Raw genomic sequence first — 23,038 nt, 5'->3', positions numbered from 1 at the left:
TTCATACTATGCAAATACCATCGATTACTATTGAGCAAGTAGCTCAGCAATTTAAAGCTTGGCGTCAAACTAAAACTAATAAGTTTGATCCTATACCAAACCATCTAAAGGAATTAGTTCACCAATTACTCCATCATTATTCTTACCAAGAGATAGCTAAACATCTTAATATTAATAAAGCAACAATTAGTTCAACTAAAAAAGCCCATGAACCTACCATCAAAACTTCTTCTGTCTCAACTTCAAATCAATCCCTACAACAAAATATTAATTTTCTCCCATTTCAACTAGTAAATTCTATAGATACCGATCCTGTAGCTGCTCCCAAGCAAAATCACTATACTTGTCACATTATTAAACCAAATGGTACCAAGCTTATTATCCAAACACTAGAGCCAAAAACTATAATTCAGACATTTTTATGCTGCAACTAACCCCGGCGTCAGTTATTTTTGTTGCCACTATTGCCATCGATTTTCGCAAGGGTATCGATGGCTTAATCGCTGTTTGTAGACAAAAACTTTCTTCTGACCCTCTTAATGGTTCCTTGTTTTTATTCTATAATAAAAACAGAACTGCCATTAAAATTTTGTCCTTTGACGGTCAAGGCTTTTGGCTATGCTCTAAACGCCTATCCAAAGGTAAATTTACGGCAAAACTTTTCCCATCTGATAATTCATCTTACCAAATTTGTTATAGAACCTTACACATTCTTATTCATAATGGCGATCCTAGTTCTGCCAAATTCTCTAATGATTGGCTTCCTGTCGTTTAAGCTGCTGTCTCGATTAATTCCGTATTATTCATATATCTTGCATAGGCAAAAGGCGTATAATCCTCAGGATGCTTCTTTGCTTTGCTACTATGCTCTTGTAGCCAATTTAAATATTTAAAGGCATTGATCTCGTTCTCACTACAAGTCTTTACTATACTATACAGACCACTATGTATCTCAGCACTATTGATTGTTTTAAAGAATAATGAATTCTTCCTTTGTAAAATAATGGTACGCAGTGATCTCTCAGCCCAATTATTATCAAGATTGCTAACTGGGATTTTTAAAAATTGGGTCAAACCTTCTTTATTATTTATCCAATATTTCATAGCTTGTCCAAGCCTACTATTAGGCTCAACTTTCTTGTCGTTAAATAATTCGTCTATTTTGTTATATATGTTTTCTATATATTTACTGCTATGTTCCTGATGATACCCAAGTTTCTCTTCAGGACTCATCTCTTTACATTGATGTTCATTGTGGTAAATCCCACGTGTTTGTTTGAGAAAATATCCGCATTCTTCAGGGTAATATAGTTCATTTTCTGTAAATTTTCTCTGACCATGTGACAAACAATTGATCATCACTATTATTGCCAGTAATTCTTTATCTGCTTCTGATAATACCGGGTTATTATTGTTACTTGCGTCAGTCATTAATTGGATAGAATCTGTTCTATTCTTACGATTCTTTAGTACGTTACCTATATTTTCTCCACCATGCCTATTACCGGTAAAATATAAAACTATTACCTCATTATTTGCAGTCTTAGCACATATTGTAGTAGTATAACAGCTGCGTCCTTTCTTATTTTGAGTACGTAATTTTTTATTGGCTATAGTAATTTCTAAAATCCTAGCTCTAGTATCATCAAGGTTCAGTGAACTACATTCGGCAGCCATTTCCAATAATACCCCGTAAATTTCAGCTCCACCACCTTCTTGCCAAACATCTAAATATTGTTGCCAGAGCGAGCTGTATGCTATAGGAACCCCGCTTAAACTCTGTAGCCTAGATAAACGGTAGAAAGGAGTACCATAGGTCTTTTGTAACACTATTGCACTTCTGCTACTATTTGTCCATTTGTTGATATTTTTATTGTTCATAACTGTATAATCGCAAGCATTACAGCGTAACGTTTTCTTTACATATCTGTTGACTGTAATTGGAGCATTACCTGTAAATTGTAGCAATTTTCTAGCTTCACTATTATATAGTTTGCCATTATAGCAGTGAGGACAGCTATCACCACTACAAAAATTCTCAGGAGTTAAATAGCTGGTATTCGCATCCTTATAATCATCAAACCCATATTTACCTTGCCAATTACTACGATCTATCTTTTTGGGCTTATCACACTCTCCTTCATTACCACCATTCCCGTTATCAGATTCACCTGGCGGTTCTTTTAATGAATCTGAACTATCTTTTTTTTGTGATCTGCCTTAAAACCAATCAGCATTTCCTTAAGCTTATTTATACTGATATTTGATGATGCTAGCTTGTCTATTAGCTCGTTACAAAATTTCACAAGCTCTACTATCGTTTGCTGTTCATCTCCCGTTAATGAACTTTCCTTGACATGCTGTATTAGTTCTTCTCGTTCTTCAGCACTTAAGGTCGCTACTTTTGGTTTTTTCATTTGATTAATTATCATTATTATTAATATTTCAAATATTATAATATGACTGCTACTTTTTCAACTAGTTTTTTTATTAATCTGTTTTTTATTAATCGGTGATATTTGCATAGTAGAAATCCAAATTTATACAATAAATTCATACTAGCAAAGAAATTAGATAGTGTTACGCAGTTTTGCTGCAAGTATACGTTATAAGCTTATTATGTTCTAAAATTTTGCCAAGTATTTCAATTCCTTCTAAACCTATACGAACATCGATAAGTTCTATATAAGTTATATTATTGCTCTGCAAAACTTCTCTAAGTATTTGTGCAGCAATGTTAGTGATATTATTTATTTTTTCATTTGTTGAATCATTTTGTTGTTGATTTTTGACATTGCTCGTCATACAATTAATCCCTGTTTTTTGTGTTTGGAAAATAGACACTGAGGTTAGATTTAAAAATTTGCTGATTGTTGCTTCTAACCTCGGTGCTTAACACCACACCACGTAGTATTATCTTCACACATATCTTTATTAATCCCAGAAGTACACCTTTTTGCTCACAATTAGTGATTTTTTATAAAATTTATTATTAGTAGTGTTGAACTGGAGACAGTGGCCAAAATTATTAAATAAGCACATAATTTAGCTAATTAAGATTTAATGTGTGGCGACATTAATCAGAAATATCAAGTCGCTACACATTCAAATTTTTTATTTCATTACCTCAAATAGCTACAATCTTAAAAAAGCAAGGGTAAATAATTTTATTAAAATTTACCACTTAAAGCATCAAGTATCACTGTATACTTGCAGCAAAACTGCGTAACACTATCTAATTTCTTTGCTAGTATGAATTTATTGTATAAATTTGGATTTCTACTATGCAAATATCACCGATTAATAAAAAACAGATTAATAAAAAAACTAGTTGAAAAAGTAGCAGTCATATTATAATATTTGAAATATTAATAATAATGATAATTAATCAAATGAAAAAACCAAAAGTAGCGACCTTAAGTGCTGAAGAACGAGAAGAACTAATACAGCATGTCAAGGAAAGTTCATTAACGGGAGATGAACAGCAAACGATAGTAGAGCTTGTGAAATTTTGTAACGAGCTAATAGACAAGCTAGCATCATCAAATATCAGTATAAATAAGCTTAAGGAAATGCTGATTGGTTTTAAGGCAGATCACAAAAAAAAGATAGTTCAGATTCATTAAAAGAACCGCCAGGTGAATCTGATAACGGGAATGGTGGTAATGAAGGAGAGTGCGATAAGCCCAAAAAGATAGATCGTAGTAATTGGCAAGGTAAATATGGGTTTGATGATTATAAGGATGCGAATACCAGCTATTTAACTCCTGAGAATTTTTGTAGTGGTGATAGCTGTCCTCACTGCTATAATGGCAAACTATATAATAGTGAAGCTAGAAAATTGCTACAATTTACAGGTAATGCTCCAATTACAGTCAACAGATATGTAAAGAAAACGTTACGCTGTAATGCTTGCGATTATACAGTTATGAACAATAAAAATATCAACAAATGGACAAATAGTAGCAGAAGTGCAATAGTGTTACAAAAGACCTATGGTACTCCTTTCTACCGTTTATCTAGGCTACAGAGTTTAAGCGGGGTTCCTATAGCATACAGCTCGCTCTGGCAACAATATTTAGATGTTTGGCAAGAAGGTGGTGGAGCTGAAATTTACGGGGTATTATTGGAAATGGCTGCCGAATGTAGTTCACTGAACCTTGATGATACTAGAGCTAGGATTTTAGAAATTACTATAGCCAATAAAAAATTACGTACTCAAAATAAGAAAGGACGCAGCTGTTATACTACTACAATATGTGCTAAGACTGCAAATAATGAGGTAATAGTTTTATATTTTACCGGTAATAGGCATGGTGGAGAAAATATAGGTAACGTACTAAAGAATCGTAAGAATAGAACAGATTCTATCCAATTAATGACTGACGCAAGTAACAATAATAACCCGGTATTATCAGAAGCAGATAAAGAATTACTGGCAATAATAGTGATGATCAATTGTTTGTCACATGGTCAGAGAAAATTTACAGAAAATGAACTATATTACCCTGAAGAATGCGGATATTTTCTCAAACAAACACGTGGGATTTACCACAATGAACATCAATGTAAAGAGATGAGTCCTGAAGAGAAACTTGGGTATCATCAGGAACATAGCAGTAAATATATAGAAAACATATATAACAAAATAGACGAATTATTTAACGACAAGAAAGTTGAGCCTAATAGTAGGCTTGGACAAGCTATGAAATATTGGATAAATAATAAAGAAGGTTTGACCCAATTTTTAAAAATCCCAGTTAGCAATCTTGATAATAATTGGGCTGAGAGATCACTGCGTACCATTATTTTACAAAGGAAGAATTCATTATTCTTTAAAACAATCAATAGTGCTGAGATACATAGTGGTCTGTATAGTATAGTAAAGACTTGTAGTGAGAACGAGATCAATGCCTTTAAATATTTAAATTGGCTACAAGAGCATAGTAGCAAAGCAAAGAAGCATCCTGAGGATTATACGCCTTTTGCCTATGCAAGATATATGAATAATACGGAATTAATCGAGACAGCAGCTTAAACGACAGGAAGCCAATCATTAGAGAATTTGGCAGAACTAGGATCGCCATTATGAATAAGAATGTGTAAGGTTCTATAACAAATTTGGTAAGATGAATTATCAGATGGGAAAAGTTTTGCCGTAAATTTACCTTTGGATAGGCGTTTAGAGCATAGCCAAAAGCCTTGACCGTCAAAGGACAAAATTTTAATGGCAGTTCTGTTTTTATTATAGAATAAAAACAAGGAACCATTAAGAGGGTCAGAAGAAAGTTTTTGTCTACAAACAGCGATTAAGCCATCGATACCCTTGCGAAAATCGATGGCAATAGTGGCAACAAAAATAACTGACGCCGGGGTTAGTTGCAGCATAAAAATGTCTGAATTATAGTTTTTGGCTCTAGTGTTTGGATAATAAGCTTGGTACCATTTGGTTTAATAATGTGACAAGTATAGTGATTTTGCTTGGGAGCAGCTACAGGATCGGTATCTATAGAATTTACTAGTTGAAATGGGAGAAAATTAATATTTTGTTGTAGGGATTGATTTGAAGTTGAGACAGAAGAAGTTTTGATGGTAGGTTCATGGGCTTTTTTAGTTGAACTAATTGTTGCTTTATTAATATTAAGATGTTTAGCTATCTCTTGGTAAGAATAATGATGGAGTAATTGGTGAACTAATTCCTTTAGATGGTTTGGTATAGGATCAAACTTATTAGTTTTAGTTTGACGCCAAGCTTTAAATTGCTGAGCTACTTGCTCAATAGTAATCGATGGTATTTGCATAGTATGAAACCCAAATGTATAAAAAATTCATACTAACAAAAAAATTAGATAAAGTTATGCAGTTTTGCTGCAAGTATACGGTGCAATAGTTAAGCATGAGGGGCAAATGACAGCTATTACATCTCAGGTTATAAAAACACAAGCTGGTCTTGATAAAGTAGCTGTTAAAACTGAAAAACTTGATAACAGGGTGAATTTAGTTGAAACAGATATAAATATAATAAAAGAATGGCAAGTCTATATTGACGATACTTTACTTAAAGCTAATGTGCTAGCTGAAGTTGAAACTAAGGAAAAATTTGAATCATTGGAGAAAGAGCATGGTGTAGAGCTATATGAATATGCTATTAAATTTTATGGGACTTTAACTAATGTTTTACTTGCCTACAGAATGATAAGCACTGGTGTAATAAAAGAAAAGAAAGATTACTCTAATGAAATAGTAAAGAAAATATCTAAGGCATTGGGTTTAGGGGATAAGTTTTCCCCACCGCTAATTATTGCAGAAAAAATAATGCCTGTTGTAAATGATTTTTATGAAAAATATGCAGGCAAATGCAAGGTAGATCCAAGAGTAATATTTGATAATATATCTGTTCCTCTTCTTGAAAGAGATTTAAATTTGGCTATAGCAAGTTCAGCTATTAAAATTGCGATAGCCAAAAAACAAATTCTAAAAGCAGAGGAAACAAAAGAACCAGTACAAATAGGAGGAGTAAAAAAATGGTTTAGTGATACATTTAATAAACAGGAAGTAAAAACTAGCAAAAATAGTATTCCTGAAAGTCAGGCTAGTAAAATGGCTGCAGAAGATGTAGCCCTATTTATTATTAATAGTATTGCTCAATCCAAGTTTGGACAAAATAGTCAAGAGGCTCAAAAATTAATGCCAAAAATAGAAGAGCTATTTAAAGATGATACGGAAACAAAACAATTACTTACCGAACTATACAATAAAACCCACCCTCAAGAAGCAACAAAAACTGTTGTTGTTAACGTTGTAGATGAAATAATTTATGATAATCCTTTATTAAATGATTTTAAGTTAATGGAAAAGGCAGCCAAATTGTTTGGTTGTGATAAGGCGTTAAATTTAAGTAAAGAATTAAGTCAAGATTTAATAAAAGAAGCAATAAAGAATGATGATCATGATATTATATTAGGTGGTTTGTTAAGTTTAGTAGGTGAGATAAATATATCTGAATGATAATTAATTACTATTAACATGATAAGGGAGGATTGCTATGGCAAAATTTACAGATGAATCACACAAAAAGCAAATAGATAGTACAAAACTTGGAAGACTTATCAATGAGCTTGGACTCTATGACATGAATATTAAAAATGATGATACAGATGATAATGCTTATCACATGAAAGGAACTACTTTACTAGAGCTAGCAAGATTAACAGGAGATAAGACATATTTGGATAAAGCTTTAGAGTGTTTTAATAAGGCTATAAGTTTAACTAATAATCAAAATCCCCTTTATTTAGCTAGTAGAAGTAAGTTATATGCTGACATGGGTGTATCTGACTTAGCGGCTGAAGACATTAGACAGATTAACAAACTACCTAAAGAGGAGGGAATAATTGGGAAACATGTCCAAAATATTGTAAGTGATATTTCAAAATTAGATGCTATTCAAGCATCAATTGATTCACTGGAGGTTTCTTCAAGCTATGCTAGACAAATATCAATAAAACAACTAGAGCTAGAAAAAACAGGAGAAGTTTTTCAGCAAAAAATGGTTGAACTAAAACAATATGCGGACGATATTAGAGAGACTAAAATTAAGTGTATACAAGAAATGAAAAATATCAAAATTAACTTTATAAACTTAACGAGTGGTTTTGATATATTAAATGCCGAAACTAAAGTTGCTGGTAATCTGCTTGATAGCAAGTATGGAACAATTAAAACAAGTATAGATAGAATAAAAGCTAGTATGCAAAGCACCGAGCAAACAAGTACTAAATTAAAACAATGCATGGATAAAATGAACGCTCTAACAGATGCGTGTACAATGCAAATAGAGAATATTAAAGATCAGATTGAAAAAACCAAGGCTGAAATTTCTAGTAGTATGGGTAGTAAGACAAAATTAGAGAATAATAATGAAAGAATAAAACAATTGGAAAAAGATCAAGATTTAAACAAGAAAGAAGTGATTGAATTACAAAAAATGATAGATGAAGTAAGAAATACAACTGTTAAGTATATGGGGCAAATAAAAGCTACTGAAATGCAGCTTAAAAACACGCAGGTTGCATTTGATAAAGCAACTGCCAAAAGTACAACTAACGATAAGTCTAAAGTAAGTGAGCAAATTACTGACGTAGATACAACATCAATAAAGAAAGTAACAGATGAACAACATGATAGCTATAGTACAGATGAAACCTTTGAACCATCTCTATTAGGTGCAGAAGGACATATAAATTAATTAATTTTGACTAGAGTGCAAAAGTTAAGGCTTGATTTTCAATATTGAAAAAAAATAGTATAATTAGCAAAAATTTTACTAATATCTATTAGTGGATAATAAAAAAGGTGTATAATGGTATTTATAGTTAGTAGAAACTCATAAAAACAATGATAGAAAAAAAGAATAAAAATAATATTAATTATCAACCAAAGATGTTAGTGGGTAGTGATGACTTCTATGATCTGCTAATTAATAGCGATATATTCGTTGATAAAAGTTTAATGATCAAAGAATTACTAGAAGATAGCAGTAAAGTCACCCTAATTACTCGACCAAGGCGTTGGGGAAAGAGTATTAATATGGATATGGTCAGGCGTTTTCTAGAAATAGAGCTAGATAATGAGGGCAATCCTTTGCCGACAGAAAAGCAGGTAAATTATAAATTATTTGTTGGGGGAGAAGTAGATTTGGGGTTTGACGAAGCAAAAAAATTGCAACCTTTAAAGATAGCGTCTTATGAAAATATAATGAAACGCCAAGGGCAATTTCCCGTAATATTCATCACCTTTAAAAGCGTGGAAGGTTCAAGCTATCACGATATTGAACAAGGAGTAAAAAGTCAGTTACGAAAATTATTTCAGGCACATAGTTATTTAAGTGATAGTAACAAACTGAAAACAAGTGAGATAGCTGATTTCAACCAATATTTATTTGGCGAGGTAACTCTAGACAATATTAAAAATAGTTTGGCTATTTTAAGCCACTTGCTGTACAAACATTACAATAAAAAGCCTTGGGTATTGATTGATGAATATGATACGCCCATTAATAGTGCTTACAGATGGTTTGGTACTAATGAGGCAGAATTTCAGAAAGTGTTAGAAATTTTTCGTGGAATCATGAAATCTACCTTTAAAAGGGAAACTGGCGATCAAGAATTGCCAGTTGAACGGGGAGTTATTACTGGAATTTTGCGTATTAGCAAAGCTGAGTTATTTTCTGGGCTAAATAATGTTAGTGAATATAGTTTGTTAGATGAACCATTTGCCAAAGTTTATGGATTCACGGCAAGAGAAGTAGAAGAGTTATTGAGCAAAGTACCACTTACTATTAGCCCAGCAGAGATTAAGGGTTGGTATAATGGTTATAGCTTTGGTGGTGAAATTATCTATAATCCTTGGTCTATTATGCGATGCTTGGCAAGTAAAGGTAAGCTAGATTATTATTGGATTGACAGTGGTGGAACTGGTTGGATTGATAATGTTTTATTATCAGATGAGATGCAGCAGGATATTCAGCTATTAGCTGCTGGTAAAGCTATTATTGCTCCTATTATGAAACAGATAAGTTTTGCTGATATTAGTTCACGTTCAGGTTTGTTTAGCTTATTACTATTTAGTGGTTATTTAAATCCTACTGCTGTTGAGCCAACAAGAAATATTTTTGAATTAAGTGCGCCAAATAAAGAAGTAAAGTTTATTTATGAAACTAGATTACTGCAATGGCTTGGCAAACAATTACAAATGGATAGCTCATTATATTATCCGCTAATGAGCTTACTGCCAGCTGGTAAAATAGAGGAGTTTAAACAAAGAATGCAGGAGTTGCTGCTTAACGCTACTAGTTTTCATCAGGTAGGGGAGAAAAAGGCAGAGTTATTTTATAGCGGCTTTATGCTAGGGATTGTTAACATGCTAGCACCTAGCTATATAATATCAAGCGAGCAAGAATCAGGCGATGGACGCCCTGATGTAATCATGATCCCCAAAGCTGGCAAAGGTGACAAAGCTATGATTATCGAGTATAAGATATCTAAAAATGCAGAAGATTTAGCCTTGGTAGCCCAAATGGGATTAAAACAGATTATAGATAAGCAATATGACACTAAGATAAAAGAATATTCTCATGTCAAAAAAATTATTAAACTTTCGATGGCTTTTTTCGGTAAGAATATGGAATTACAATACCAAGTTAATGAACCCTAATAATAGAGTGTAATGGCTTGAATAACTAATAATTTTATGTCTATCGTGGTTCTGAAATTGTCCACTACGCCCCAGCTATTGTAATGTTTTGAACTTGATTATTGGTAGGACGATAAGTGAGTTCAGTTCGATGAAAGCCAGTATAAAATAGACGGTGATTACCATTAGCATCAATTTCATAAGACTCTACATCAAAGGCAGTTTCACCGAGTGCATAAGCAAAGTGTTGTGAGAGTATCCGTACGATATCTAGTATAAAAGAAGGATAGCTATGCAAAGTGGTGACAAACTTTTTGTCTAATGCAGAGTTAGTCAGATTTTGCATTGGCAAATAAGCTTTATCAGTTAACATTTGATAAATACATTTAGTGGTATTTTTTCCTTGAGCAATTAGTAAGTCAGCTGATTGCTGATCATTGTAACCTGCCCAAGACAGAAACGTCTCTTCAAATTTTGCTAACGATAAGGTCTGTTGTTGACTGATAGAGGCTACGACTAATTGTTTAATTGGTGACATGTAAACTTTATAATCGTTGTTCAATGTTCCCAAATCATTGTACAAATCTGTATCCCGGAAAAATGATTTTCCACGTTTACCAATTGCAGTATATGGATCTGTGCGTTGTTGATCAGTGGTTATATAACTAGCGTTAGTTAATAACTGCCAAATATCTTGCGATTGCTCTGTAGTTAAGCTAGGAATTGCTTTAGCAAAACTATTCGGTTGTAACGGTTCGATATAAGATTCCTCTTCATTAGCGAAGTATTTCGCTCTAACTAGTTCTTGATGATTACCATAAGCATAACGGTGACCATAATAATGCGGAATCTGCTTCTTGGCTATTAACTCAGCTAAACGCTCACCAGTTTTTCCCTTGCAAATTAGCGGTAATGCACTTTCTATCCCTCGAATATATAATCTTACTGGTTTACTAGGGTATGTCGTCACGAGATTGTAATTGAATAAATTGTGAAGTTGTTTATACTAATTATAGTAATAGAAATAGGGATAAGAGTTATGAGGCTAGCACATAGAAGACATGATATAAACGATGAACTTTGGAATAAAATACAAAGCCATTTGCCTGGTAGGGAAGGTTGTTGGGGAGGGGTTGCAAGAGATAATAGAACCTTTGTAAATGCAGTAATGTGGATATTTAGGACAGGAGCTCCATGGAGAGATTTGCCACCTGATTATGGGAATTGGAAGAATGTACACAGAAGATTCTGTAGATGGCGAGATAATGGAGTATGGGAGAATGTACTAAATATTTTTATAAATGATCCTGATTTCGAATGGTTAATGATAGATTCTACATTTGTAAAAGCCCATAAAGCAGGGCTTGGGGCAAAAGGCGGGAATCAAACGATTAGCCGCACAAAAGGGGGATCAATACAAAGGTACATATGGCCGTGGATGCGCATGGTATGCCGGTCAGAATTATTGTTACAGAAGGTTCCAGAAACGATTGTACTCAAGCTTGTGAATTAACCCAAAATATAGAGGCAGAGTACCTTATAGCGGATAAAGCTTATGACACAAATAGCATCGTAGAATTTGCTGAGCAAGCAAATATAATTCCTGTAATACCATCAAAAAGAAACAGAAAGATTCAAAGAGAGATAGATAAGGATTTATATAAGTTAAGGCACATTATTGAAAATACATTTCAAAAATTTAAAGAATGGCGTGGTATAGCAACAAGATATGCTAAAAACACAAAATCATACATGGCGGGTCTTTGTCTAAGGGGATTACTAATGTGGGCTAAAATCTCGTGACGACACACCCTAGCAGCAGTAAGATAACCTGTACGTTTTAAAGCACGAATGCATATTGGTGTGGAACTATCGTAACCGTCTAGCAAAGGGTATACTTGCAGCAAAACTGCGTAACACTATCTAATTTCTTTGCTAGGTATACTTGCAGCAAAACTGCATAACTTTATCTAATTTTTTTGTTAGTATGAATTTTTTATACATTTGGGTTTCATACTATGCAAATACCATCGATTACTATTGAGCAAGTAGCTCAGCAATTTAAAGCTTGGCGTCAAACTAAAACTAATAAGTTTGATCCTATACCAAACCATCTAAAGGAATTAGTTCACCAATTACTCCATCATTATTCTTACCAAGAGATAGCTAAACATCTTAATATTAATAAAGCAACAATTAGTTCAACTAAAAAAGCCCATGAACCTACCATCAAAACTTCTTCTGTCTCAACTTCAAATCAATCCCTACAACAAAATATTAATTTTCTCCCATTTCAACTAGTAAATTCTATAGATACCGATCCTGTAGCTGCTCCCAAGCAAAATCACTATACTTGTCACATTATTAAACCAAATGGTACCAAGCTTATTATCCAAACACTAGAGCCAAAAACTATAATTCAGACATTTTTATGCTGCAACTAACCCCGGCGTCAGTTATTTTTGTTGCCACTATTGCCATCGATTTTCGCAAGGGTATCGATGGCTTAATCGCTGTTTGTAGACAAAAACTTTCTTCTGACCCTCTTAATGGTTCCTTGTTTTTATTCTATAATAAAAACAGAACTGCCATTAAAATTTTGTCCTTTGACGGTCAAGGCTTTTGGCTATGCTCTAAACGCCTATCCAAAGGTAAATTTACGGCAAAACTTTTCCCATCTGATAATTCATCTTACCAAATTTGTTATAGAACCTTACACATTCTTATTCATAATGGCGATCCTAGTTCTGCCAAATTCTCTAATGATTGGCTTCCTGTCGTTTAAGCTGCTGTCTCGATTAATTCCGTATTATTCATATATCTTGCATAGGCAAAAGGCGTATAATCCTCAGGATGCTTCTTTGCTTTGCTACTATGCTCTTGTAGCCAATTTAAATATTTAAAGGCATTGATCTCGTTCTCACTACAAGTCTTTACTATACTATACAGACCACTATGTATCTCAGCACTATTGATTGTTTTAAAGAATAATGAATTCTTCCTTTGTAAAATAATGGTACGCAGTGATCTCTCAGCCCAATTATTATCAAGATTGCTAACTGGGATTTTTAAAAATTGGGTCAAACCTTCTTTATTATTTATCCAATATTTCATAGCTTGTCCAAGCCTACTATTAGGCTCAACTTTCTTGTCGTTAAATAATTCGTCTATTTTGTTATATATGTTTTCTATATATTTACTGCTATGTTCCTGATGATACCCAAGTTTCTCTTCAGGACTCATCTCTTTACATTGATGTTCATTGTGGTAAATCCCACGTGTTTGTTTGAGAAAATATCCGCATTCTTCAGGGTAATATAGTTCATTTTCTGTAAATTTTCTCTGACCATGTGACAAACAATTGATCATCACTATTATTGCCAGTAATTCTTTATCTGCTTCTGATAATACCGGGTTATTATTGTTACTTGCGTCAGTCATTAATTGGATAGAATCTGTTCTATTCTTACGATTCTTTAGTACGTTACCTATATTTTCTCCACCATGCCTATTACCGGTAAAATATAAAACTATTACCTCATTATTTGCAGTCTTAGCACATATTGTAGTAGTATAACAGCTGCGTCCTTTCTTATTTTGAGTACGTAATTTTTTATTGGCTATAGTAATTTCTAAAATCCTAGCTCTAGTATCATCAAGGTTCAGTGAACTACATTCGGCAGCCATTTCCAATAATACCCCGTAAATTTCAGCTCCACCACCTTCTTGCCAAACATCTAAATATTGTTGCCAGAGCGAGCTGTATGCTATAGGAACCCCGCTTAAACTCTGTAGCCTAGATAAACGGTAGAAAGGAGTACCATAGGTCTTTTGTAACACTATTGCACTTCTGCTACTATTTGTCCATTTGTTGATATTTTTATTGTTCATAACTGTATAATCGCAAGCATTACAGCGTAACGTTTTCTTTACATATCTGTTGACTGTAATTGGAGCATTACCTGTAAATTGTAGCAATTTTCTAGCTTCACTATTATATAGTTTGCCATTATAGCAGTGAGGACAGCTATCACCACTACAAAAATTCTCAGGAGTTAAATAGCTGGTATTCGCATCCTTATAATCATCAAACCCATATTTACCTTGCCAATTACTACGATCTATCTTTTTGGGCTTATCGCACTCTCCTTCATTACCACCATTCCCGTTATCAGATTCACCTGGCGGTTCTTTTAATGAATCTGAACTATCTTTTTTTTGTGATCTGCCTTAAAACCAATCAGCATTTCCTTAAGCTTATTTATACTGATATTTGATGATGCTAGCTTGTCTATTAGCTCGTTACAAAATTTCACAAGCTCTACTATCGTTTGCTGTTCATCTCCCGTTAATGAACTTTCCTTGACATGCTGTATTAGTTCTTCTCGTTCTTCAGCACTTAAGGTCGCTACTTTTGGTTTTTTCATTTGATTAATTATCATTATTATTAATATTTCAAATATTATAATATGACTGCTACTTTTTCAACTAGTTTTTTTATTAATCTGTTTTTTATTAATCGGTGATATTTGCATAGTAGAAATCCAAATTTATACAATAAATTCATACTAGCAAAGAAATTAGATAGTGTTACGCAGTTTTGCTGCAAGTATACAAAAGAGGCAAATAATTTCGGAGTCATATGTGTCCGGGTGTATTATATCACAAGTTGCTCAGTGTTATGGAATTTCGAAGAAGACATTATACGGATGGCGTAGTAGGGAAAAGAGAATAAGAGGGGAAGAAGCAGCAGTAAATAATTCAGGCAACAAATTTGTAGAATTATCAATACAGAAAGCAACAGTAGAGGAAACAAAATGTGCAATATTAAAAAAAGCTGAATTGACATTTAGTGATTTTTCTTTATCAATTGAAGGTAACATTAATAGTAGCAAATTATTAGAGATAGTTAAAATATTGGATAGAGCATGCTAGATATAGGGCATGATAGTAAGATATATCTTTGTACAGGTTGTACTGACATGCGTAAGGGCATTAACGGTTTATCAATACTGGCACAATCAATATTGTCAGAGCAATTTCACAAGAGTGCCTTATTTGTATTTAGGGGTAAAAAGGCTGACCGGATAAAGGTATTGTGGTGGGACGGACAAGGTTTTTGTTTATATTACAAATGTCTTGATAGTGGTAAATTTATATGGCCTAAGGTTGACGAGAAGCAATCTGTTGGAATTACCAAAGCCCAGCTATCAATGTTGATAGAAACTATTGACTGGCGGAATCCAAAATGGTTTAATAAACCTCAATATGCTGGATAAAAGTTTGATGTAAAAGTATATATTATTGATAAAAGTTATGGTTTTTGATTTAAACAATTTACCTAGTGATGTACCAGTGTTGCATAAGATGCTTGCAGCATTAAATAATAATATACAGTCACTAATTACAGAGAATCAATTACTGACTACAGGAAACCAGTCATTAACCACTGAGAATCAATCATTAAGAGAACAGTTGGCATTACTAAAAGCCAAGCGTTATGGGAAATCATCAGAAAAGCTAGACAAACAAATAGAGGAGGTTGAGCTTAAAATAGAAGAAAACGAGCTAATTTTAGGATTTAAAACTGAGCCAAATAATGCTAATTCCGATAAGAGTATAGTCACTTCAAATGATAGTAAACAGAAGCCAAAGCGTCAGAAATTACCGGATCATTTACCAAGAGAAGATGTGGTATTAAAGCCTGTTGAACAGTGTCCTGGATGTGGTGGAGTGGAATTCCGTAAGATAAGTGATGACATCTCAGAAACATTAGAATATGTTCCATCATCATTTAAGGAGATACGGCATGTAAGACCACGCTGTGCCTGCACCCACTGTGAGAAAATAGTACAAGCCTACGCACCGTCAAAAGCCATTGATAAAGGTAAGGCGGGGGCTGGGTTACTAGCACATATATTAATTCAAAAATATTGCAATCATCTACCACTATATCGTCAAGCGCAAATTTATGAGAGAGAAGGCGTAGAAATTTCGAGGACAACAATGGCAAGCTGGGCAGGACAATGTGCTAGATTGCTAGAGCCAATAGCCAAAGCAATTCAACAATTTGTCTTTGCTAGTAAACAGATACATGGCGATGATACGCCAGTAAGAGTGTTAGCTCCTGGGATTGGTAAAACCAAAATTGGGAGAATATGGACCTATGTATCAGATGGTAGACCTCATGGGGATAAGTTTCCAGTTGCAGTTTGCTATTTTTATAGTCCTGATCGGAAAGGAACAAGACCACTTGAGCATCTAAAAGATTTTACAGGGGTTTTGCATGCAGATGCTTATGCTGGTTATGACCAATTATATATCAATGAAGAGAAAGCAGCAGCTAAGATAGAAGAAGCAGCGTGCTGGGCTCATATGCGTCGTAAGTTTTACGAAGTAACAATAGCAAATGATAAAGCCAATATAGCTATTGCCATATTGGAGCAGATTGGTGAAATTTATGGCATCGAAGCTAACATAAGAGGATTAGAACCTGATAAGAGGCTAGAAGCGCGCTCGAAACAATCTAAAGTGCTGGTGGAAAATTTGTTTGCAGGTTTTAGGAAAGCATATGAACAACTACCCAAAAAAAGCAGTACAGCAAAAGCTATTGCTTATGCTTTGAATAATCAAAAAGCACTGATGAGATTCTTGGATAATGGAAAAATAGAAATTGACAACAATACTGCAGAGCGCGCAATGAGGTCAATTGCCATAGGGCGAAAGAATTGGCTTTTTGCTGGCTCAGACAGTGGTGGTCATACTGCCGCTATTATCTATTCCATTATTGAAACTGCTAAATTAAATAACATCAATCCTTGGAAATACATGCAAAAAGTGCTTGCAACAATTCAGGATTATAAAGCCCATAAAATTGCAGACCTCCTCCCTTGGAATATTATACTAGAATAAATAATAATTCTAGACCACCTTTACTAGACGGTTACGAACTATCAGCGATTGCATTATGTTCTAACACTTTGCCAAGTATTGCAATTCCTTCTAAACCTATACGAACGTCGATAAGTTCTATATAGATTATATTATTGCTCTCGGTAATTATAGTTGTCGCCACACATTAATGTATAATTTTATATAAGTAATTTTTACTGATGTAATAAACTTTTATATTTATTGTATACTTGCAGCAAAACTGCATAACTTTATCTAATTTTTTTGTTAGTATGAATTTTTTATACATTTGGGTTTCATACTATGCAAATACCATCGATTACTATTGAGCAAGTAGCTCAGCAATTTAAAGCTTGGCGTCAAACTAAAACTAATAAGTTTGATCCTATACCAAACCATCTAAAGGAATTAGTTCACCAATTACTCCATCATTATTCTTACCAAGAGATAGCTAAACATCTTAATATTAATAAAGCAACAATTAGTTCAACTAAAAAAGCCCATGAACCTACCATCAAAACTTCTTCTGTCTCAACTTCAAATCAATCCCTACAACAAAATATTAATTTTCTCCCATTTCAACTAGTAAATTCTATAGATACCGATCCTGTAGCTGCTCCCAAGCAAAATCACTATACTTGTCACATTATTAAACCAAATGGTACCAAGCTTATTATCCAAACACTAGAGCCAAAAACTATAATTCAGACATTTTTATGCTGCAACTAACCCCGGCGTCAGTTATTTTTGTTGCCACTATTGCCATCGATTTTCGCAAGGGTATCGATGGCTTAATCGCTGTTTGTAGACAAAAACTTTCTTCTGACCCTCTTAATGGTTCCTTGTTTTTATTCTATAATAAAAACAGAACTGCCATTAAAATTTTGTCCTTTGACGGTCAAGGCTTTTGGCTATGCTCTAAACGCCTATCCAAAGGTAAATTTACGGCAAAACTTTTCCCATCTGATAATTCATCTTACCAAATTTGTTATAGAACCTTACACATTCTTATTCATAATGGCGATCCTAGTTCTGCCAAATTCTCTAATGATTGGCTTCCTGTCGTTTAAGCTGCTGTCTCGATTAATTCCGTATTATTCATATATCTTGCATAGGCAAAAGGCGTATAATCCTCAGGATGCTTCTTTGCTTTGCTACTATGCTCTTGTAGCCAATTTAAATATTTAAAGGCATTGATCTCGTTCTCACTACAAGTCTTTACTATACTATACAGACCACTATGTATCTCAGCACTATTGATTGTTTTAAAGAATAATGAATTCTTCCTTTGTAAAATAATGGTACGCAGTGATCTCTCAGCCCAATTATTATCAAGATTGCTAACTGGGATTTTTAAAAATTGGGTCAAACCTTCTTTATTATTTATCCAATATTTCATAGCTTGTCCAAGCCTACTATTAGGCTCAACTTTCTTGTCGTTAAATAATTCGTCTATTTTGTTATATATGTTTTCTATATATTTACTGCTATGTTCCTGATGATACCCAAGTTTCTCTTCAGGACTCATCTCTTTACATTGATGTTCATTGTGGTAAATCCCACGTGTTTGTTTGAGAAAATATCCGCATTCTTCAGGGTAATATAGTTCATTTTCTGTAAATTTTCTCTGACCATGTGACAAACAATTGATCATCACTATTATTGCCAGTAATTCTTTATCTGCTTCTGATAATACCGGGTTATTATTGTTACTTGCGTCAGTCATTAATTGGATAGAATCTGTTCTATTCTTACGATTCTTTAGTACGTTACCTATATTTTCTCCACCATGCCTATTACCGGTAAAATATAAAACTATTACCTCATTATTTGCAGTCTTAGCACATATTGTAGTAGTATAACAGCTGCGTCCTTTCTTATTTTGAGTACGTAATTTTTTATTGGCTATAGTAATTTCTAAAATCCTAGCTCTAGTATCATCAAGGTTCAGTGAACTACATTCGGCAGCCATTTCCAATAATACCCCGTAAATTTCAGCTCCACCACCTTCTTGCCAAACATCTAAATATTGTTGCCAGAGCGAGCTGTATGCTATAGGAACCCCGCTTAAACTCTGTAGCCTAGATAAACGGTAGAAAGGAGTACCATAGGTCTTTTGTAACACTATTGCACTTCTGCTACTATTTGTCCATTTGTTGATATTTTTATTGTTCATAACTGTATAATCGCAAGCATTACAGCGTAACGTTTTCTTTACATATCTGTTGACTGTAATTGGAGCATTACCTGTAAATTGTAGCAATTTTCTAGCTTCACTATTATATAGTTTGCCATTATAGCAGTGAGGACAGCTATCACCACTACAAAAATTCTCAGGAGTTAAATAGCTGGTATTCGCATCCTTATAATCATCAAACCCATATTTACCTTGCCAATTACTACGATCTATCTTTTTGGGCTTATCGCACTCTCCTTCATTACCACCATTCCCGTTATCAGATTCACCTGGCGGTTCTTTTAATGAATCTGAACTATCTTTTTTTTGTGATCTGCCTTAAAACCAATCAGCATTTCCTTAAGCTTATTTATACTGATATTTGATGATGCTAGCTTGTCTATTAGCTCGTTACAAAATTTCACAAGCTCTACTATCGTTTGCTGTTCATCTCCCGTTAATGAACTTTCCTTGACATGCTGTATTAGTTCTTCTCGTTCTTCAGCACTTAAGGTCGCTACTTTTGGTTTTTTCATTTGATTAATTATCATTATTATTAATATTTCAAATATTATAATATGACTGCTACTTTTTCAACTAGTTTTTTTATTAATCTGTTTTTTATTAATCGGTGATATTTGCATAGTAGAAATCCAAATTTATACAATAAATTCATACTAGCAAAGAAATTAGATAGTGTTACGCAGTTTTGCTGCAAGTATACTATTTATTATATTTTTAATTGTTATTGTATTGCGGTGATACAATAACAATTAACCTGAATTAATAAAGGAGTAATATTATGTTAAATGTCCTTAACCTTCAAAAATTATCTGCTGCACAAGGTACTTGTAATCCATCTCAAATCAGTGTTTGGTAGTTTTTGAAAAAATGAGTGCGAGATAAAATTTGATTTAATACTAATGTTAGCATTATGCTTATCTTTTTCAGTAGATTATTTTTTGTGTTCACTCATGTTTACACCTAGACTTCGAAATTTAAAAATTTCGAAGTCTAGGCAACTAAATTTTATTTTTACCATTTAACTTTACAAATATTTAAACGAATAAAGATTAAAAAGAATATTATGAACGGAAATATAGATAGACGTGTATCCGAAGGAGATCTACAGCATTATTTATTTAGTCAACCGTACTTCTTTACAAATATGGAAAACTATGAGGTAAGAGATTTCTGCTATTTTGAATGGGTAAATCAGATGTTACCAAGGAATTGGAGTATCCAGCGTAGAGAAGCTTGGTACGTAGTGAAGTCAGATCAAATTAAGATCAAAAGTTACGGTTTTAAGATTCATATATCGTTAGTGTCTGAAGTTACCGAATATGCTTTAAAACAAATTGTTCCCATTCTTATTAAGAGCCAAGTAGCTTTTAAGTTTTTGGTAGATCCTGAGATTCATGATTTTTTTAATTCTCAGGCTTGTAACAAGGTGTCTGCTAGCAAATTTCTAACAGTGTATCCACCAGATATTGACCTATTTAAGGAAATATTACAAAGGCTACATGAGGTCACCAAAGATTTTTTTGGTCCTTTTATTTTAAGCGACCGACCTTATCAAAACAGTAGATGCTTATTTTATCGATTTGGCTCATTCGTAGGTAATAAACAGAGAAATGTTCTTGGAGAATATAACCCTGCCATCATTGATGCAGAAAGCAGAGACGTTGATGTAAGACTCCCTTACTATCAGCTACCTGATGGAGTCTCAGAACCATTTGAGGAAGTAATCCAGTATCCGGAAAACTCGCTTTTAAATCAGCGATATCAGGTTATTAATGCACTTTCATCCCATTCTAGCAAAGGTGGTGTTTATCTTGCTAATGATAGCCAAACCGATACTAAAGTAGTTCTAAAAGAGGCAAGGTCATTCATCAATCGAAATCGCCAGAGTGAGAAAGATGCGATTGTAGGTTTAATGCATGAAGAGCATGTTCTCAACCGACTTCAAGATATAAGGCTAACACCCAGAGTCATTGATTCCTTCTATGACTGGCAACATTATTTTTTGGTATTGGAATATATCCCATTTGATACGCTCAATTATACCGATTGGCAAAGTCATAATATCCTTATTAAAGGTATTATACATGATTTTAGTGTATTCTGCAGGAGACATCTAGCCTTATTAAAAAATATCATTGATACCGTTGAAAAAATTCATCAGATGGGGATTATTATAGGGGATATCGCCCCCCAAAATATCCTTTTTCATCCAAAAACACTGGAAGTTTGCTTTATTGATTTGGAGGGGGCATATGATCAAAAAGAAGAGCGATTTTATGCAAGAATTACGAGTAGAGGTTTTACAACTTACCATAAGGATAAGCAAAAAAAGCCAACCCAAATAGAGGACTGGTGTGCTGTTAGTTCTTTATCTATTCATCTACTTCACCCAATATGCTCATTATTTGCTATAAACCCAGACGCAAAAGAAAGATATTTAGAGTCATTGGTTAAGAGTCATGGATTACCCTTGGAGTTTATTACTATTAAAGAAGCACTTAGGCAAAACCAAATTTCGGATGCAAAGCAGGCTATAGAGACATTGTCTAATGCACTAAAGGAGGGTGGACAAAAGAGACCCCACCTTGGCATGCAACCACACACCAACGAAATGAATCTGTCTCAAATCCTAGAAAGGATGACTAATTACATAGAGCGTTTCGTAGAATACCCCATGAAAGGAACTGTCTTTCCATTAGATTATCGTGCATTGACGACTAACAGATTAAGTGTAGCTTATGGATCTCTAGGTGTTTTATATTTTTTGCACAAAAGGGCTGCTACCTCGACCCAACAGCTCTTATCGATTATATGGAGTGAAATACAAAATGAAGATCTGGAAAATTTCCCTCCTGGTTTATATATTGGGCTATCTGGAATAGCGTGGTCTCTACACGCATGTGGTCTTAAAACCGAAGGCTTAGAGCTGATGAAACGAGTCTATAGTTTGAAATTTAGAGATGAAGCTGCGGACTTATTTTACGGTGCTTCGGGTTGGGGACTTGCGAGTTTATATTTTTATGAGAAAACAAAGTGTCAGCAATTCCTTGACGGTGCCCTAGAGGCAGCTCACGTGGTCTATAATAAACTAATTTATCAAAAAGGTATGACTATATATCAGAATATTGATGGGCAGTGCTACTCCGGTCTTTTGCATGGTAATGCTGGAATAGCCTTGTTCCTTTTGCAACTATTTCAGTTGTCCCAGGATCAGATTTACTTGGAAAAAGCTGAATGTGTTATGCAATCTGAGATTAATAATGGACAAGTTATAGATCATGACCTAGTGTGGCGTAAAAATTATAACGAAAAAACAATCTACCCATACTTTCAATTTGGCTCAATCGGGATAGGTTTGGTTGCCATTCGGTTTTACCTAGCTTTAGGAGACTGCTATTATTTAGAGTTAGCAAAAAAAATTGCAGATTCTGTTGTCAGTAAATACTGTATATATCCCGGATTATTTGTAGGAATGGCTGGTATCGGTATTTTTTTTCTTGATTTATATTCTGCAACACAGCACAAGAATTACTTGCAAGAAGCACACCAGATTGCTCAGCGTATAATGTTATATCAATGTTGTAACAACGATGGTATTGCATTTCCAGGAGATAAACTTGCAGCTATATGTACAGATTATGGTACAGGATCGGCAGGAATTGGTCTATTCCTACATAGACTCTCTATGCAAGGTAAAGGTAGTGAACTCTTCCTTGATTTAAAATAAAAATT

General features: G+C 33.9%; 26 protein-coding genes. 16 read left to right on the top strand and 10 right to left on the bottom strand.

The features are described from left to right. Window positions 1-8 precede the first annotated feature (8 nt). Both ACQH6S_RS08135 and tnpB (ACQH6S_RS08130) read left to right on the top strand, forming a co-directional pair. On the top strand, window positions 9-434 hold the full coding sequence (locus tag ACQH6S_RS08135) for a hypothetical protein (protein ID WP_341758053.1): 426 nt from the start codon (window positions 9-11) through the stop codon (window positions 432-434). After that, window positions 422-775, top strand: a complete 354-nt coding sequence (gene tnpB / locus ACQH6S_RS08130) for an IS66 family insertion sequence element accessory protein TnpB (RefSeq protein WP_341752109.1) — start codon at window positions 422-424, stop codon at window positions 773-775. The genes ACQH6S_RS08135 and tnpB (ACQH6S_RS08130) overlap by 13 nt, the downstream gene beginning before the upstream one ends. On the opposite strand, the gene ACQH6S_RS08125 is transcribed toward tnpB (ACQH6S_RS08130), so the two are convergent. The 3 genes from ACQH6S_RS08125 to ACQH6S_RS08115 form a co-directional block, all read right to left on the bottom strand. Further along, complete coding sequence (locus ACQH6S_RS08125) at window positions 772-1,881, bottom strand: IS66 family transposase (RefSeq protein ID WP_425364395.1); 1,110 nt, start codon at window positions 1,879-1,881, stop codon at window positions 772-774. The genes tnpB (ACQH6S_RS08130) and ACQH6S_RS08125 overlap by 4 nt on opposite strands. Before the next feature lie 302 nt (window positions 1,882-2,183). Beyond that, window positions 2,184-2,432 carry a hypothetical protein gene (locus ACQH6S_RS08120; RefSeq protein WP_341758049.1) on the bottom strand — a complete coding sequence of 83 codons (249 nt, stop codon included), beginning with the start codon at window positions 2,430-2,432 and terminating at the stop codon, window positions 2,184-2,186. Window positions 2,433-2,580: 148 nt separating this feature from the next. Beyond that, entirely contained in the window at window positions 2,581-2,805 is a 225-nt protein-coding gene (locus ACQH6S_RS08115) for a hypothetical protein (protein WP_425364459.1), read from the bottom strand. 572 nt (window positions 2,806-3,377) lie between these two features. Between ACQH6S_RS08115 and ACQH6S_RS08110 the strand changes: the two genes are divergently transcribed. Beyond that, the gene (locus ACQH6S_RS08110; protein WP_341758049.1) at window positions 3,378-3,626 is read left to right on the top strand and encodes a hypothetical protein; all 249 of its coding nucleotides are present in this window, start codon (window positions 3,378-3,380) and stop codon (window positions 3,624-3,626) included. Window positions 3,627-3,928: 302 nt separating this feature from the next. Further along, entirely contained in the window at window positions 3,929-5,038 is a 1,110-nt protein-coding gene (locus ACQH6S_RS08105) for an IS66 family transposase (RefSeq protein ID WP_425364395.1), read from the top strand. Here ACQH6S_RS08105 and tnpB (ACQH6S_RS08100) read toward each other — a convergent pair. Beyond that, window positions 5,035-5,388 carry an IS66 family insertion sequence element accessory protein TnpB gene (tnpB, locus tag ACQH6S_RS08100; protein ID WP_341752109.1) on the bottom strand — a complete coding sequence of 118 codons (354 nt, stop codon included), beginning with the start codon at window positions 5,386-5,388 and terminating at the stop codon, window positions 5,035-5,037. The two genes, ACQH6S_RS08105 and tnpB (ACQH6S_RS08100), sit on opposite strands and share 4 nt — an antisense overlap. Beyond that, window positions 5,376-5,801 (bottom strand): hypothetical protein, encoded by a 426-nt coding sequence (locus ACQH6S_RS08095; RefSeq protein WP_341758053.1) that lies wholly within the window; start codon window positions 5,799-5,801, stop codon window positions 5,376-5,378. The genes tnpB (ACQH6S_RS08100) and ACQH6S_RS08095 overlap by 13 nt, the downstream gene beginning before the upstream one ends. Before the next feature lie 64 nt (window positions 5,802-5,865). Here ACQH6S_RS08095 and ACQH6S_RS08090 point away from each other — a divergent pair, with 64 nt between their 5' ends. From ACQH6S_RS08090 to ACQH6S_RS08080, 3 genes are all read left to right on the top strand, one after another. Next, window positions 5,866-7,008, top strand: a complete 1,143-nt coding sequence (locus ACQH6S_RS08090; RefSeq protein ID WP_425364515.1) for a hypothetical protein — start codon at window positions 5,866-5,868, stop codon at window positions 7,006-7,008. 37 nt (window positions 7,009-7,045) lie between these two features. Further along, the gene (locus ACQH6S_RS08085) at window positions 7,046-8,248 is read left to right on the top strand and encodes a hypothetical protein (protein WP_425364514.1); all 1,203 of its coding nucleotides are present in this window, start codon (window positions 7,046-7,048) and stop codon (window positions 8,246-8,248) included. Between the two features lie 149 nt (window positions 8,249-8,397). After that, on the top strand, window positions 8,398-10,215 hold the full coding sequence (locus tag ACQH6S_RS08080; protein ID WP_425364513.1) for an AAA family ATPase: 1,818 nt from the start codon (window positions 8,398-8,400) through the stop codon (window positions 10,213-10,215). Window positions 10,216-10,279: 64 nt separating this feature from the next. On the opposite strand, the gene ACQH6S_RS08075 is transcribed toward ACQH6S_RS08080, so the two are convergent. Beyond that, window positions 10,280-11,164 carry a hypothetical protein gene (locus ACQH6S_RS08075; RefSeq protein ID WP_425364512.1) on the bottom strand — a complete coding sequence of 295 codons (885 nt, stop codon included), beginning with the start codon at window positions 11,162-11,164 and terminating at the stop codon, window positions 10,280-10,282. A gap of 69 nt (window positions 11,165-11,233) precedes the next feature. Here ACQH6S_RS08075 and ACQH6S_RS08070 point away from each other — a divergent pair. The 3 genes from ACQH6S_RS08070 (at window position 11,234) to tnpB (ACQH6S_RS08060) (ending at window position 12,979) form a co-directional block, all read left to right on the top strand. Beyond that, window positions 11,234-11,997 (top strand): IS5 family transposase gene (locus tag ACQH6S_RS08070; RefSeq protein WP_425364712.1). Its coding sequence is split into 2 segments (ribosomal slippage): window positions 11,234-11,591 and window positions 11,591-11,997, totalling 765 coding nucleotides; the frame shifts between segments, so codons are not numbered across the junction. 215 nt (window positions 11,998-12,212) lie between these two features. Next, window positions 12,213-12,638: a hypothetical protein gene (locus ACQH6S_RS08065; RefSeq protein WP_341758053.1), complete on the top strand. Its 426-nt coding sequence runs from the start codon at window positions 12,213-12,215 to the stop codon at window positions 12,636-12,638. Then, entirely contained in the window at window positions 12,626-12,979 is a 354-nt protein-coding gene (gene tnpB, locus ACQH6S_RS08060; protein WP_341752109.1) for an IS66 family insertion sequence element accessory protein TnpB, read from the top strand. The genes ACQH6S_RS08065 and tnpB (ACQH6S_RS08060) overlap by 13 nt, the downstream gene beginning before the upstream one ends. Here the strand turns inward: tnpB (ACQH6S_RS08060) and ACQH6S_RS08055 are convergent. Continuing rightward, entirely contained in the window at window positions 12,976-14,085 is a 1,110-nt protein-coding gene (locus ACQH6S_RS08055; protein ID WP_425364395.1) for an IS66 family transposase, read from the bottom strand. The genes tnpB (ACQH6S_RS08060) and ACQH6S_RS08055 overlap by 4 nt on opposite strands. Before the next feature lie 302 nt (window positions 14,086-14,387). Then, complete coding sequence (locus ACQH6S_RS08050; RefSeq protein ID WP_341758049.1) at window positions 14,388-14,636, bottom strand: hypothetical protein; 249 nt, start codon at window positions 14,634-14,636, stop codon at window positions 14,388-14,390. Between the two features lie 202 nt (window positions 14,637-14,838). On the opposite strand from ACQH6S_RS08050, the gene ACQH6S_RS08045 reads away from it, so the two are divergent. The 5 genes from ACQH6S_RS08045 to tnpB (ACQH6S_RS08025) all read left to right on the top strand — a co-directional run bounded on the left by ACQH6S_RS08045 (window position 14,839) and on the right by tnpB (ACQH6S_RS08025) (window position 18,176). Beyond that, window positions 14,839-15,129 carry a hypothetical protein gene (locus ACQH6S_RS08045; RefSeq protein WP_425364511.1) on the top strand — a complete coding sequence of 97 codons (291 nt, stop codon included), beginning with the start codon at window positions 14,839-14,841 and terminating at the stop codon, window positions 15,127-15,129. Beyond that, window positions 15,123-15,473, top strand: a complete 351-nt coding sequence (tnpB, locus tag ACQH6S_RS08040) for an IS66 family insertion sequence element accessory protein TnpB (protein WP_425364510.1) — start codon at window positions 15,123-15,125, stop codon at window positions 15,471-15,473. Before ACQH6S_RS08045 ends, tnpB (ACQH6S_RS08040) begins: the two co-directional genes overlap by 7 nt. 25 nt (window positions 15,474-15,498) lie before the next feature. Then, entirely contained in the window at window positions 15,499-17,106 is a 1,608-nt protein-coding gene (gene tnpC, locus ACQH6S_RS08035) for an IS66 family transposase (protein ID WP_425364509.1), read from the top strand. Between the two features lie 303 nt (window positions 17,107-17,409). Then, window positions 17,410-17,835 carry a hypothetical protein gene (locus ACQH6S_RS08030; protein WP_341758053.1) on the top strand — a complete coding sequence of 142 codons (426 nt, stop codon included), beginning with the start codon at window positions 17,410-17,412 and terminating at the stop codon, window positions 17,833-17,835. Then, window positions 17,823-18,176, top strand: coding sequence for an IS66 family insertion sequence element accessory protein TnpB (gene tnpB / locus ACQH6S_RS08025; protein ID WP_341752109.1), 354 nt, complete (start codon window positions 17,823-17,825; stop codon window positions 18,174-18,176). The genes ACQH6S_RS08030 and tnpB (ACQH6S_RS08025) overlap by 13 nt, the downstream gene beginning before the upstream one ends. Here tnpB (ACQH6S_RS08025) and ACQH6S_RS08020 read toward each other — a convergent pair. Further along, window positions 18,173-19,282: an IS66 family transposase gene (locus ACQH6S_RS08020; RefSeq protein ID WP_425364395.1), complete on the bottom strand. Its 1,110-nt coding sequence runs from the start codon at window positions 19,280-19,282 to the stop codon at window positions 18,173-18,175. The genes tnpB (ACQH6S_RS08025) and ACQH6S_RS08020 overlap by 4 nt on opposite strands. A gap of 302 nt (window positions 19,283-19,584) precedes the next feature. Next, window positions 19,585-19,833, bottom strand: a complete 249-nt coding sequence (locus tag ACQH6S_RS08015) for a hypothetical protein (protein WP_341758049.1) — start codon at window positions 19,831-19,833, stop codon at window positions 19,585-19,587. Between the two features lie 536 nt (window positions 19,834-20,369). Here ACQH6S_RS08015 and lanKC point away from each other — a divergent pair. Further along, a complete protein-coding gene (lanKC, locus tag ACQH6S_RS08010; RefSeq protein ID WP_425364508.1) occupies window positions 20,370-23,033 on the top strand; it encodes a class III lanthionine synthetase LanKC in 2,664 nt (887 codons plus the stop codon). The last annotated feature ends 5 nt before the right edge of the window (window positions 23,034-23,038 follow it).

The sequence above is a fragment of the Candidatus Tisiphia endosymbiont of Mystacides longicornis genome (genome assembly GCF_964031095.1).
GTDB lineage: Bacteria > Pseudomonadota > Alphaproteobacteria > Rickettsiales > Rickettsiaceae > Tisiphia.
This window is presented reverse-complemented; position numbering and strand designations above follow the sequence as displayed.